This is a genomic window from Bradyrhizobium sp. 930_D9_N1_4, assembly GCF_052076015.1.
GTDB lineage: Bacteria > Pseudomonadota > Alphaproteobacteria > Rhizobiales > Xanthobacteraceae > Bradyrhizobium.
In genome coordinates this window covers 905,504-917,903 of record NZ_CP197236.1, presented here as the reverse complement: position 1 = coordinate 917,903, position 12,400 = coordinate 905,504, and the positions used below count along the sequence as shown (strand labels likewise).

The window sequence follows — 12,400 nt, the reverse complement described above, 5'->3', positions numbered from 1 at the left end:
GCTCTCCTTAGATGCGCCGCATGGCTGCGGAACCATCGGGCTGTGCCGACGTTATCGGCGCGTCACCGGAGGCTCGCCATGAGAACTTTTTTCGGAATGATTTTAGGCGCACTGCTGCTGGGTTGCGGCGTGTATGTCTATGATTCCATGCAGACGTCGTCGGTCGCCAATGGCGAGGTCGCGACCAGCAATCGCACCATCGTGAACTGGGACGTCGCCAAGGCCGATTGGGATGCCCTGCGCGATCGCGCGCACAAGGACTGGGTCCGCATCTCGTCGAAGTAATTCCGACCCGCCAAATAGAACAAGGCGCCGTCGCGGGTTCGCGGCGGCGCCTTTGTGTTGGCCGGGATCGATGCGACCTGCGTCAGTTCTTATCAGTTCATCTTGGCCTTGCGGGCATCGGCGATGACCTGCTCAAACTCGGTCATGCTGAGCACGCCGGGCACGCGGTACTTGCCGACGATGAAAGACGGCGTGCCGCGGAAACCGAAGGCTTCGGCCTGCTCGTTGTTGCGCTTGAGGACGGCGTCGATGTCCTTGGCGTGGTCGTTGAGGTCACGCTTCAGACGGTCCATGTCGACGCTGGCGGCCGCGAGCAGCTCGTTGATGCGCGGCTCGGTCAGGCGCGAGCTGACCCCCATCATCGCGTCGTGAGCCTGATGGTACTTGTCCTGATACCTGGCCGCGAGCGCGGTCCGCGCCGCCGTGACCGAGACCGGCCCGAGGATCGGCCAGTCCTTCATCACCAGCCTGACCTTGCCGTCGTCCTGGACGACCTGGCGCAGCTCCGGTTCGAGCTTGCGACAATAGGGACAATTGTAGTCGGACCATTCGATGATGCTGATGTTGCCGTCGGGATTACCGGCGACGGGAACATCGGGGTCGCGCAGCACCTTGGCTTCGGTCAGCACCTCGTCATCGTCGGCAGCTGCCAGCGCCCGGGTGATCCCGCCCGCCGCGAGGGCACCCGCTCCAATCAGGGTGAGCGCCGCGCGCCGCGTCGCCACAAGGCCCTTCTTTCTGAATCCATCCATATCTCGTCCCGTTTCGGTCCCATCGCCGCAAATACGGTTCGGGACCGGGAAATGTTACGGGTCATATAGAGCGTTGCGGGCGCGATGTCATCGCCATGCTACGCGTGGAACGCTGCCGGCTCTTTACGAAGCTACCATACGAGGCATCATCGCCATCAGCGTTCCGGTCATGGTGGCAATCAGCGCGGTCTTTCCGTCGTGCTCGGCAAAGGCCTTGGCCTCGCAGAAGGTCAGCGTCCGACCAGGCTTGACCACCTCGGCCTTGAAGATGAAACGCGAACCGCGGGCGGGCGCCAGCAGCGTGGTCTTGAACTCCACAGTGAGGATGTCGGCCCCGGCTGGCATCAAGGTAAAGGCGGCGACGCCGCAGGCATTGTCGAGCCCGGCGGTGATGATGCCGGCATGGATAAAGCCGTTCTGCTGGGTGAATGCGTCCGAATGCAACATCGCCAGCTCGACCTCGCCCGGCGCAAGGCGGACGATCACGATCCCGAGCGTGCGCATCGCCGGCTGGCCGTCGAACATGGCAATTGCAGCCGCGCGGTAGCCCGGATCTTTCGGCTCAAATGCGGTCATGGTCAGGCCTCGGCGGGTTCGGCGAGAGACCGCATGGCGATCTCACGGACAGCATCCTCGAACGGCACCGATTTGCGCAAGCCACGGTCCATATGCACGCCGGTGATCTCGCACAACGCGACGATCTCGCCGGTCTCGGCATTCGTCATGTCGTGCCGGAAGCGGATCGACTTGTCGCGCACCTCCAGCAGATGGCTGCGGATCTCGACGATGTCGCCGGCAAGCAGTTCGCGCCTGTAGGTAATGTTCTGCTGCACGGCGGCCATGCCGCGGCCGGAGGAGCGCAAATAGCTCGGCGTCAACCCGAGGCGGGCGAACAGATTCCAGTTGGCCTCGTCGAATTTGCCGACATACCACATGATGTTCATGTGGCCGACGTGATCGCACTGCCACGGATAGACCGTGCCGCGATAGGTCGCCTGCTCCATGGCATTTCCCGCCCTTTTACTATTGATACGGTAGCGTATCAGTGCCGTGCCGCGTTAGCAATACGGGACCGTATCAAAAACCCGGTGAGGCTTTCTTCATGAACGACGGCAAGGGCGACGTCTGGGTCGAGGCAGGATTAACCGAGCTGGCGCGCTCCGGGGTTGAGGGCGTGCGGGTCGAGGTGCTCGCCAAGAATCTCGGCGTCACCAAGGGCGGGTTCTATCGCCGCTTCGCCGACCGCGCCGCGCTGCTTGATGCCATGCTGGAGCGGTGGCGCGAAGGGCGCTCGGCATCGATCGCGCAGCAGACGAGCCTCGACGGCGAGGCGCCTCGCGAGAGGTTGAAAGCGGTGATCCACCTCTATTCGGAGCGGCTCAATCCGGAGGGCATGGCGATCGAGCTCGCGATCCGGCAATGGGCCCGTTCGGACGAAAGTGCCGCCGGGGCGGTGGCGAGCGTGGACGCGGCGCGGCTCAAGCACGTCACTGAGCTCTATCGCGCGACCGGCCTCGACGCCGAGGCAGCCGAGGCGCAGGCCTTCCTGTTCTATTGCTTCATCTTCGGCCAGAGCCTGCTTTTCGTCGAACGCGGTCCGCGAAAACGTTCGCAACTGGTGGCGAAGTCGGCGGAGAAGCTGCTGGACTGAGTGGCAGGACTAAGAGAAATGGCCGGAGCTTTGCTCCGGCCACCGCATCAATTCGAAGCTCAGGCGGCGCCCTTCAGCTTCTTGTTGCATTCGCTGTAATAGCCGCCGCCCTTCTCGATCCACTTCATGCCGCCATTGCCGTTGGTGGTCTTGTTGGCGTTGTACTGGTCGACGCAAGTGTGGAGGCGCCCCTTGCCTGCGGTCTCCTTGGCGTATTTCGGATCGACCGCGTTGGGGTAGATCGCGGGTCCGGCCGGCAGGGTCGGTGCAGCAGCGGGAGCCGCCTCCTTTTTCGCCTGCTTCGGTTCGGCAGGAGCTGCGGGCGCAGCCGGAGCCGCCGCGCTCGGCGCAGCAGCGGCCGTCGCGTCCGCACCGCACTGGGCCTTGCGGAAGTCATTCCACTTGGTGGTACCGAGCGAGCCGTCCTTCTTGGCAGCCTGATATTTTGCGCTGCATTCCTGCGAGGTCAGCGCCTGCGCCGGCGCGGCCACCACCAGCGCGGCAAAGCCCGACACCGCAACGGCACAGAGTAATTTCGATTGAATGGTCATCCTTGGATCCTCCTCCTTGATCTTCCCCGACGGAAGTGAAACGAGGATTGCTATCCTAGCGTGCCAGCGATGGACGACAAGGAAGCGATGACGCCCGCCGCCAAAATATAGTGATCCGCCCGGTTCGGATTATTCATGTCGCGTTCAGCAACCCGGGCCGACGTTCCCAACCCTTCGCAATTCCCGCAAGAAGAGTGCTGCACCATGACCTTCACCTCCCGCCTCGCCGTCGTCGCCCTCAGCTCCCTGCTCGCCACCGGCACTGCTTTCGCGCAGACCGCCGCGCCCGCTGCCAAGACGGATGCCAAGACCACCACCGCCGCCCCCGCCGACAAGAAGGTAACGAAGGAGCGCACGGCCGAGTCGCTCGAGTGCTCCAAGCAGGCGGACGCGAAGGGGCTGAAGGGCAAGGAGCGCAAGAAATTCCGCCGCGACTGCAAGAAGGACGCGAAGGCCGGCACCGCCGCTCCTGCCGCGGCCGACAAGAAGTAAATCCGTCACACTACGGTTCGCGAACGTCAGCGCGAGGCGCACGCATTGCGGCATGACGAGCCTGCAATTGTGCGCCTCTCGCTGATTTGCGATAAGGTGGCGTGAAGCAAATCACCGCCTCCCTGCCGTTCGAATGGCCAAGCCGTGCCGAGATCTTGAGCACGGTGGAGACGCTCGTCATCGGCACAGCCGGCGGCCTCGTGTTTATCCTTGCCGGCCTTCCCGGCGGGCTGATTTCGGGCTCGATGATCGCGGTCGGCATCGCCGCGATCGCCGGGCGTCAACTTACTTTGCCGCCGATCCTGACCCAGACCGTGCTGGTGCTGCTCGGCATCTCGCTGGGCTCGGTCGTCTCGCGCCATCTGCTGCAACAGGTCAGCGCCTATCCCCTCACCATCGGCCTGCTCGCGCTCGCCACCTTCTGCTCAACGTTTGGCTCGAGCTATTACCTCCAGCGCATCCATGGCTGGGACCGCACCTCGGCCTTCCTCGCCGGCAGTCCCGGCGCGCTGTCACAGATCACGATCCTGGCGGTCGAGCGCGGCGCCGACCTGCCCGGCATCGCGGTGGTGCAGACCATGCGCGTCATCATCCTCACCGCCGCGCTGCCGATGGTGCTGGCCATCGCGGGCGTCGCGCCCTCCGTCGCGCCGTCGCTGACGACGAGCATTGCCTCGCCGCTCGAGCTCGTGGCGCTGGTCGCGGCCTCGATCGCCGCGGCGCTGCTGCTGCGGCTCATCAAATTTCCGGCGAGCTGGATGTTCGGCGCGATGATCGCCTCCAGCGTGCTGCATGGCGCCGACTGGGTCGAGGGCGGCCTGCCGAACTGGGTGCGCGGCGTGGCGCTGGTCGGCATCGGCGCATTGATCGGCAGCCGCTTCGCGCGGATGCGGATCAAGACGCTCGCCGGCCACATCAATGCCGCGCTGGGCTCGTTCACGGTGGCGATCGCCGTCTCGGCGATCTTCGTCGGCATCGTCGCGCTGACGACGCAGGTAAAATTCTCCGACGTCGTCGTCGCCTTCGCGCCGGGCGCGATGGACGCGATGCTGGCGCTGGCGCTGACGCTGCACATCGACCCGATCTTCGTCGGCGCCCATCATCTGTCGCGCTTCGTGTTCGTGACGATCGCAACGCCTGGCATCGTGCACCTGTTCGGGCGCACGCAGGACGACGTGGATGATTAGCTAACGCTTCGCGGTCGCCACAAATCCCCACGCGCCGATCGCGGCCATCAACAGCGAGATCAGCACGTTGTAGCCGGCGAGCGAGAGACCGAGGAAGCGCCACTGCACCTCGTCGCAGCGGACCACCTTCACGGTGTCGAGGCGCGAGAAAAGATCCCCGGCGTTGCCGAGATTGACGACGGGACCGGAGCAATCGGTCGGCCCCTGCCAAAGGCCCCATTCCACGCCGGCGTGATAGGTGCCGAGCCCGGCATTGGCGAGCGTCGCCAGCACCAGGATCGCAAGGCCCAACAGCAGCAGCGGCCGCGGCGCGCCACTTCGTGCTGCGAGGACCGTGAGCACACCGACCGGGATCGAAAGGTAATAGGCGTAGCGTTGCTCGAGGCACAGCGGACAGGGCAGGATCTCCAGCACGAGCTGGAAGAACCAGGCGCCCGCGATGGTCGCTGCAGCGATCAGGGTGACGAGAGCCGAGGCGGTCAGCGCGGGACCGGTCGCAGCAGGCCTGAACGCAGGTATTGCGGCACTCTGGGTCGTCACGGCAGCCTCTTCTCGATGCGTCGCGTCTTAAGCCTGTAACCCCGGCCCATGCAGCTGTCGAGAACGGCCAGGATCACTTTGGCGCGGGTTGACCCCGCCGGGTCCATGGCTATAGTCCGCCGGCTTCGCGATGCCCCTTTTTGGGGTGGACCGAGGGCCCCTGTGGCGGAACTGGTAGACGCGCTCGACTCAAAATCGAGTTCCGCAAGGAGTGCTGGTTCGAATCCGGCCAGGGGCACCACGCTTCGCCCTTTCGGGCTTCGCGTGGCGCAGCCGCGCCGAGCCGAAAGGGCGAAGCGTGTCCGGCGAAGCCTCTTGGCGAAGACGGACTGGCGCGACTCCCCTCCTTCCAATCGTCACATCCTTCCTGTATAAACCAGTAGCTTCTTCTCGAACTCGAAGGAGCTCCTATGAACGACCTGCACGCGTGGCTTTCGCAACAGCACCACGGCCTGCGCACCTTCCGGACATTCCAGCAAAAGCTCGAGACGCTCGGCCGGGACGACCCCGCCCAGCGCGGTTTGTGCCGCCTGCTCAGCGGTCTCGTCGGCAGTTATGTCGAGGCCTTCGACGAGACCCCGCTGCCGGTCGAGGTCGCCGACGGCGCCTATCACCGCTTGCTGACCCTTGTCGAAAGCATCGACCTCCACGGCGATGCCGGCCGGCGTCTGGCCGACATCAATCGCGTCGCGGAAAGCCAACTCTGGCAGTGAGAAGATCGTTGGCGCGGCAGCTGCCGCGCTAGTCCTCGACGGCGCGCTTCAGCATTGCGAGCGCGCTGCGCCAGTAGAAGGCTGCGTGCTTCCAGCCCGAATCCTCGCCGGTCTCCCAGCCCGGTCCCGAGCGCGGAGGCGAAGGCGGCACCTGCTGGTCGACCGTCAGGATCGTCTCCGAGCCGTCTGCTTCGAGCGTCATCGTGATCGTCGACCAAAATTCAGGCGCGTCCGGCAGGCCGGAGACGCGCGACCAATAGATATAACGAAGCAGCGCAGGCGGCTCGATCTCGATGACGCGGCCTTTGTCGTGATAATGCTTCGTCCCGATCCTGGCCCGGATATCGAAGGGCTCGCCAACATGCCAATCCGTCTCGAAATGGGCGTTGCGCCATTTGTCTCCCGCCTGAGGATCGACGAGCGCCTCCCACACCCGTCCGGGCCAAGCCGCGATCCGGATCGATTCAGTCACGGTCCTGAAGGTCATCTCCAAAGGCTTTCAGACTTGCTCCGGCGTGCCGGGATTTGGATTGTCCGCCGCAAGGCGTTCGACTTCGGCGCGCCAATTCCTATATCCTGCATCGACGCGTGTTGATGCGGTGTGAGCAGCTTTGATGGCCCGGAGACGTACGACGGAAGCGGACGCGGACGACCTCCCCCGCTATTTCGTCTGGGTCCGGGGCCTCGAAGGTCCCGAGCCGCAGAAATGGATGGCGATGGATTTCGGCGTCGGCGACTGGAAGCGGCCGCTGGTGCTGGCCTTCCTGGCGCTGCCGGAGGACGAACGGCATCTGTCGCTGTCGATGCTGGCAAGGCGCTATCCGCCGCCAAGGGTCGAGACGTAAGCCGTCTCTCACTTCCCTAGTGCCGCGGTCGGCGTCAGGCCAGATCTCCGGCGGAAGCAGCGGTTGAAATAGGTGCCGCGGCAACGGCAAATAAGGGACTAAGCACCCTGCCGCTCCCCGGGGAGAGGCGTCCGACGAGCCGTTCATACGCCCCCATGATTATGGGTGTCGCAGCGTTCGCGCCGCGGCTAAGCTTGGCCCGCGCCCCGCGGGGGACACGCGGGTCGCGGGACGATGAACATGAGCAAACAGGGCGAGAGCGGTGAGACCATCACCATCCTCCTCGTCGAGGACGACGCGCCGACCTGCTGGCGGCTCCAGGATGCGCTGGCCAAGGCCGGCTACGAGGTGCGCAGCGCGGGTACGCTCGGCGAGGCACGCCAGATCTTGCACGACCGCCCGCCGCGCGTGCTGCTGACCGATCTGCGACTGCCCGACGGCCACGGCATCGAGCTGATCCGCGAGACGAGGCGGCGCTTTCCCGATACCGAGATCATGGTGATCTCGGCGCTCGGGGACGAGGAAAGCGTGATCTCGGCCATCACGGTCGGCGCCACCGGCTATCTGCTGAAGGATGCCTTCCCGACCGACATCGCCACCACCGTGCGCGATCTGGTCGCGGGACATTCGCCGATCTCGGCCTCGATCGCCCGCTTCATCGTGCGCCGGACGCAAGGCGCCGCGCAGAGCTCGGCCGAGCCGCCGCCGGGCCCCGCGCTCAACACCGCAAAGCTCACCCCGCGCGAGATCGACATCCTCTGGGGCATCGCCAAGGGTTTCAGCTACGCCGAAATCGCGAGCCATCTCAGCCTGTCCAGGCAAACCGTGCCCGGCCACATCAAGAACATCTATCGCAAGCTCGAGGTGCACACGCGCGGCGAGGCGGTGTTCGAGGCGGTGCAGCAGGGCCTGATCAAGCTGTGAGCGAGATTGCGGCGAAGGCACCTGCGCGACCGCGACGCCGGCTGATCGCGTCGCGCCTCGTGCCTTATCTGCTGCTCCAGGTCATGATCGTGATCGCCACCGTCCTCGGGCTGCGGCTGCTCCAGCCCAGCGATCCCGAGGACTTCGCACTGAGCGGATTTTCGCTGCGGGAGGACGGCGCGAGCCGTCCCGTGACGCTGCCGCATTTCACGTCGTCACGTTATTCGCTCGTCGATCCTCCGCTCTACACCGGCGCCTTCACTTTCAGAAACGCCAACGCCGGATGGTCCGTGTATCTGCCGCGTTTCAGCAACGCGGTGGAGGTCGCCGTCAACGGTGTCGTCGTGCTCGACTCCCGCCGCGATGCCAACGCCAACCGCCCGGACCGCAACACGCCGCAGATCGCGCTCATCCCCGCCTCGTTGCTGCACGACGGCAGCAACGCGATCACCGTGCGGCTGTTCGTCTGGGGCCCGCTCAAGGGTTTTCTCGACACCGTCTATGTTGGGCCAGACACTGCCCTGCGTCCGTCCTATGAGACACGCACGCTGCTGTTCGTCACGCTGCCCGTGGTGTTCTCCGCCTGGCAGTCGATCCTCGCGGTCATCCTCGCCATCATGTGGCTGATGCGGCGCCGCGAGCCGGTCTATGGCGTGCTGGCGGCGGCGATGGTGCTCGGCGTGGTGCAGGCGTTCGTGCCGCCGCCGGTGCCGCCGGCCACGACGTCGCGGTTGGCCGCGGTGCTGCTGGCGTCAGCGCCAACGGAGAGCGCGCTGATCGTCGTCTTCGCCCTGCTATTTTTCGGTTGGCGCTGGCCACGCTATGGCGCGCTGTTGTTCGTGCCGGGCGCCGTGGTGTTCGCGGTCGGACTGGTGGGAGGCCCGCCACTGCCGCGCATTCTCTTCCTGATCCTCGGTATTCCCATGGTCGGCATCTGTCTGTTGCTGATGGCCAGCATCACGGCGACACAGGTGGTGCGGCGGCAGGACGCCGCGAGCTTCACGCTGGGCTGTGCGGTGAGCATCGTGCTGACCTGCTGGGTCCACGATATGCTGGCGGCGTTCGAAATCATGACCAACGAGCGCATTTTCGTCTCGCGACTGTCCTACTCGGCGATGCTGGTCGCGATCGGCGCCGGGCTGACCTGGCGCTTCGCCCGCGCGCTGAACCAGGTCGACAATTTTGCCAGCCAACTCGTGACGCGCGTACGCGAGGCGGAGGAGCGGCTGAAGGCGAGCTTTGCGCGCGAGGAAGAGCGTGCGCGGGCCGCGGCGCTCGCCAACGAGCGCACGCGACTCATGCGCGACCTGCATGACGGCCTCGGCGGCCAGCTCGTCAGCATCGTTGCGCTCTCCGAGCGCAACCACGAGGGCGCTACGATCACGGACGCGGCGCGCTCTGCGCTGAAGGACCTGCGCCTCGTCATCGATTCCATGGACGACATCGGCGGCGACCTGATGCTGGCGCTCGGCTCCTGGCGCGAGCGCGCGACGGCACAATTGCGGCCGCACGACATCGCGCTCGCATGGCACGTCGCAACGCCGCAGGGCCTGCCGCTGCATCCTGAACTCAGGCCATGGCACGTCATCCAGATCGTGCGCATCCTCGATGAGGCCGTGACCAACGCGGTCAAGCACGCGCAGGCCCGGCAGATCGCGGTGACCATCGAGACGCAGGACGACGGTCAGGGGCCGTATGGCGTGATCAGCGTCGCCGATGACGGCAGGGGATTTTCGCTTGCCGGCGAAGGCACGCGCCAATCCGCGCGGGGCTTGCGCAACATGAAGAGCCGCGCCGCGCGCTGCGGGGCGGCATTGGCGTTGAATTCAGATTCCTCGGGGACACGCGTGCGGCTGCAATTGCCGCAGAACTTTCCCGACAGCGACGCCGCCGCGGGCTGAAAAGCCCCCTCCCCGGGCGTGGGGGACGCGCGGAGAGAGGGAACGGGCGGGATGATTTGCCGGCGGAGGACGGGGGTTCGTCCGCAGGCTCCTTCGCCCGAAATCTTGCATCAAATGAAAAGCGCTCAGCGGACGCCGACGCGATTGACCGGACCGCCGCGATTCATCGGCGTACCGGCACGAACGCCGACGCCGGGCGCACCGACACCGGGCGTTGCCACCGCGACTGCTGCGACCGGCGCCCGAGGGGCAACCACCACCGCCGCCGTCGGCCGCACCACGCAGCCCTTGGGCACGCCGACCGTCTTGCAATAGACCACCGCCTGCGCCGGGCTCGTGCCCAGCGACACCGTTGCCGCGCCCGCCAGCATCATCACCGTCAGCCCGGCACTCAGCGCTCCCAGTTTTTTCGACATCCTGCTCTCCTGCTTCCCGTTCGGCGCCCCGATGCAATCACCGGATCTCGCAGCCGACGTGCAGCCTGAATGGCAAAAGACCGCGCGCCGATACATGCCATGAAGATGGGGGTGCGGCGTCCGGGAGGGCCATCCGATGCCATGAACATGGCATGGACCGGCCATAGATCTCCGCGAGATGGTCCGGCTCGCCCGATCGCAAGCGGGACCAATCCCAACGAGGTGTTTCATGAGGACTTCAGTTTTTGCCGCGCTGCTGCTCGCCGCCACCGTCCTGCCCGCCGCCGCGCAATCCGGTCCGACGCCGCAGGAGCAGATGGCCTGTCGCAGCGATGCCGGCAAATTCTGCGCCGAACATATCGGCAAGCCGCCGCAGATGAATGCCTGCCTGCGCGAGAACAAGTCGAAGCTCTCGGACGCCTGCCGCAAGGTGGTGGAATCGCACGGCGGCTGAGCTTTTTTCTTCTCACCTGCGGGAGCAGGAAGACAAAGCACAAATCTTGCAAGCACTCCGCGGCGTGAAATGTCTCCGGAGTGCTCTTCAATGTACGATACGATCATCGTGGGGGCCGGCTCGGCCGGCTGCGTGCTGGCCAACCGGCTGTCGGCCGACCCGCATCGCAAGGTGCTGGTGCTGGAGGCCGGGCGCGCTGCGCCGCTCGCCTCCGACATTCCGTCGGACTGGCCGACGATGTTCAACACCGCCGTCGACTGGGGATTTTACACCGAGCCGCAGGCGGGCTGTCGCGGGCGGCGGATCTTCTGGCCGCGCGGCAAGATGGTTGGCGGCTCCGGCGCGATCAACGCGATGATCTATATCCGGGGCCTGCCATCGGACTACGACGGCTGGGAGAAGGCGGGCTGCACGGGCTGGGCGTGGCGCCACGTGCTGCCGAAATTCATCGCCTTCGAGAACAATGCCCGTTTCACCGACGATACCTTCCACGGCACACGCGGCCCGCTGCACGTTGCCGACGTCCCCTTCGTCGATCCCAACGAACTGAAATGGCTGGAGGCGGCGCAGGCCGCCGGCCTCTCGCACAATGCCGATTTCAACGGCGCCACCCAGGAAGGCGCGGGCTTCTTCCAGTTCGTCATCAAGGACGGCGAACGCTTCGGTACCGGCAAGGCTTACCTGCGCCCTGCGCTGGCGCGCGCCAATCTCACACTGAAGACCGGCGTGCGCGTCACCCGGATCATCATCGAGCGCGGCCGCGCGATCGGCGTCGAATATCTTGAGGATGGGCAGCCAAAGAGCGCCTTCGCGACCACGGAGGTGGTGCTTGCCTCCGGCGCCGTCGGTTCGGCGCAACAATTGCTGCTGTCGGGCGTCGGTCCGGCCGACGAATTGAAGGCGGTCGGCGTCAATGTCGTGCATGACCTGCCCGGCGTCGGCAAAGATCTCCAGGACCACATCAACATCCCCGTCACCTTCTACACCAGGGAGAAGATCGGCGTCGGCGCCTGGACCGACGAAAGCCTCGCCGCGAGCCTCGCAGAGTGGCAGGCGCACCGCATCGGCCCCCGCACCTCGCCCTGGGTTGCCGCCGGCGCGCATGTGCGCAGCCGACCCGGTGTCGAACCGGACCTTCAGCTCTATGGCGCAATCAGCCCACACCGCGACTATGTCCGCTTCCTGTCGTCCAGGCCGGGCATCACGCTGCATGCGACCTTGCAGCGGCCCAACAGCCGCGGCCAGATCACGCTCCGCTCGGCCGACCCGATCGAGCATCCCGCGATCGACCCCGGCTATTTCGCTTCGGACGCCAGCGGCGACGACATCGCGACCATGATCGAAGGCGTGCGCATCAACCGCCGCATCGCCGCGCAATCACCGCTGAAGGAGATGATCGACGGCGAGGTCACCCCAAGCGCGGAGGCGGTCAGCGATGCCGAAATCGCCGACTACATCAGGGGCCATTGCACCACGCTCTATCATGCCGCCTCGACATGCCGCATGGGCACGGACAATCTGGCCGTCGTCGATCCGCAACGTTTGCAGGTCCGCGGCGTCGATGGCCTGCACGTCGCCGATGCTTCCGTGATCCCGATCATGATCTCGGGCAACATCCAGACGCCGACGATCCTGATCGCCGAATGCGCGGCGGCTGCGATCCTGGGATGAAGATCCTGGTCGGATTGA

General features: G+C 65.6%; 17 protein-coding genes and 1 tRNA gene. 11 read left to right on the top strand and 7 right to left on the bottom strand.

The features are described from left to right. The first annotated feature begins 78 nt into the window (after positions 1–78). Positions 79–285: a hypothetical protein gene (locus AB7532_RS04285; RefSeq protein ID WP_441233591.1), complete on the top strand. Its 207-nt coding sequence runs from the start codon at positions 79–81 to the stop codon at positions 283–285. A 92-nt stretch (positions 286–377) separates the two neighbouring features. Here the strand turns inward: AB7532_RS04285 and AB7532_RS04280 are convergent, their stop codons facing one another. From AB7532_RS04280 to AB7532_RS04270, 3 genes are all read right to left on the bottom strand, one after another. Then, entirely contained in the window at positions 378–1,037 is a 660-nt protein-coding gene (locus AB7532_RS04280) for a DsbA family protein (RefSeq protein ID WP_441233590.1), read from the bottom strand. Positions 1,038–1,160: 123 nt separating this feature from the next. Continuing rightward, a complete protein-coding gene (locus tag AB7532_RS04275; RefSeq protein WP_441233589.1) occupies positions 1,161–1,613 on the bottom strand; it encodes a PaaI family thioesterase in 453 nt (150 codons plus the stop codon). A gap of 2 nt (positions 1,614–1,615) precedes the next feature. Next, on the bottom strand, positions 1,616–2,041 hold the full coding sequence (locus tag AB7532_RS04270; RefSeq protein WP_441233588.1) for an acyl-CoA thioesterase: 426 nt from the start codon (positions 2,039–2,041) through the stop codon (positions 1,616–1,618). Between the two features lie 98 nt (positions 2,042–2,139). Here AB7532_RS04270 and AB7532_RS04265 point away from each other — a divergent pair, with 98 nt between their 5' ends. Then, positions 2,140–2,688: a TetR/AcrR family transcriptional regulator gene (locus tag AB7532_RS04265; protein WP_441233587.1), complete on the top strand. Its 549-nt coding sequence runs from the start codon at positions 2,140–2,142 to the stop codon at positions 2,686–2,688. Between the two features lie 59 nt (positions 2,689–2,747). On the opposite strand, the gene AB7532_RS04260 is transcribed toward AB7532_RS04265, so the two are convergent. Further along, positions 2,748–3,239 (bottom strand): hypothetical protein, encoded by a 492-nt coding sequence (locus AB7532_RS04260; protein WP_441233586.1) that lies wholly within the window; start codon positions 3,237–3,239, stop codon positions 2,748–2,750. Positions 3,240–3,443: 204 nt separating this feature from the next. Here AB7532_RS04260 and AB7532_RS04255 point away from each other — a divergent pair, with 204 nt between their 5' ends. Next, positions 3,444–3,731 (top strand): PsiF family protein, encoded by a 288-nt coding sequence (locus tag AB7532_RS04255; protein ID WP_441233585.1) that lies wholly within the window; start codon positions 3,444–3,446, stop codon positions 3,729–3,731. Positions 3,732–3,832: 101 nt separating this feature from the next. Further along, entirely contained in the window at positions 3,833–4,918 is a 1,086-nt protein-coding gene (locus tag AB7532_RS04250) for an AbrB family transcriptional regulator (RefSeq protein ID WP_441233584.1), read from the top strand. Here AB7532_RS04250 and AB7532_RS04245 read toward each other — a convergent pair whose 3' ends face one another. Beyond that, positions 4,919–5,458, bottom strand: a complete 540-nt coding sequence (locus AB7532_RS04245; RefSeq protein ID WP_441233583.1) for a disulfide bond formation protein B — start codon at positions 5,456–5,458, stop codon at positions 4,919–4,921. A gap of 156 nt (positions 5,459–5,614) precedes the next feature. Here AB7532_RS04245 and AB7532_RS04240 point away from each other — a divergent pair. Both AB7532_RS04240 and AB7532_RS04235 read left to right on the top strand, forming a co-directional pair. Continuing rightward, positions 5,615–5,699, top strand: a tRNA-Leu gene (locus AB7532_RS04240). A 169-nt stretch (positions 5,700–5,868) separates the two neighbouring features. Then, complete coding sequence (locus AB7532_RS04235) at positions 5,869–6,171, top strand: hypothetical protein (protein WP_441233582.1); 303 nt, start codon at positions 5,869–5,871, stop codon at positions 6,169–6,171. Between the two features lie 28 nt (positions 6,172–6,199). On the opposite strand, the gene AB7532_RS04230 is transcribed toward AB7532_RS04235, so the two are convergent. Continuing rightward, a complete protein-coding gene (locus tag AB7532_RS04230) occupies positions 6,200–6,658 on the bottom strand; it encodes an SRPBCC domain-containing protein (protein WP_441233581.1) in 459 nt (152 codons plus the stop codon). A 127-nt stretch (positions 6,659–6,785) separates the two neighbouring features. Here AB7532_RS04230 and AB7532_RS04225 point away from each other — a divergent pair, with 127 nt between their 5' ends. The 3 genes from AB7532_RS04225 to AB7532_RS04215 all read left to right on the top strand — a co-directional run bounded on the left by AB7532_RS04225 (position 6,786) and on the right by AB7532_RS04215 (position 9,841). Continuing rightward, positions 6,786–7,016, top strand: a complete 231-nt coding sequence (locus AB7532_RS04225; protein WP_441233580.1) for a hypothetical protein — start codon at positions 6,786–6,788, stop codon at positions 7,014–7,016. Positions 7,017–7,256: 240 nt separating this feature from the next. After that, entirely contained in the window at positions 7,257–7,940 is a 684-nt protein-coding gene (locus AB7532_RS04220) for a response regulator (protein ID WP_441233579.1), read from the top strand. Continuing rightward, a complete protein-coding gene (locus AB7532_RS04215; protein WP_441233578.1) occupies positions 7,937–9,841 on the top strand; it encodes a sensor histidine kinase in 1,905 nt (634 codons plus the stop codon). The genes AB7532_RS04220 and AB7532_RS04215 overlap by 4 nt, the downstream gene beginning before the upstream one ends. 125 nt (positions 9,842–9,966) lie before the next feature. On the opposite strand, the gene AB7532_RS04210 is transcribed toward AB7532_RS04215, so the two are convergent. Further along, positions 9,967–10,257 (bottom strand): hypothetical protein, encoded by a 291-nt coding sequence (locus tag AB7532_RS04210; protein ID WP_441233577.1) that lies wholly within the window; start codon positions 10,255–10,257, stop codon positions 9,967–9,969. Positions 10,258–10,486: 229 nt separating this feature from the next. On the opposite strand from AB7532_RS04210, the gene AB7532_RS04205 reads away from it, so the two are divergent. Further along, positions 10,487–10,711 carry a cysteine rich repeat-containing protein gene (locus AB7532_RS04205; RefSeq protein ID WP_441233576.1) on the top strand — a complete coding sequence of 75 codons (225 nt, stop codon included), beginning with the start codon at positions 10,487–10,489 and terminating at the stop codon, positions 10,709–10,711. 90 nt (positions 10,712–10,801) lie between these two features. Continuing rightward, positions 10,802–12,382: a GMC family oxidoreductase gene (locus AB7532_RS04200; protein ID WP_441233575.1), complete on the top strand. Its 1,581-nt coding sequence runs from the start codon at positions 10,802–10,804 to the stop codon at positions 12,380–12,382. Positions 12,383–12,400: the final 18 nt, after the last annotated feature.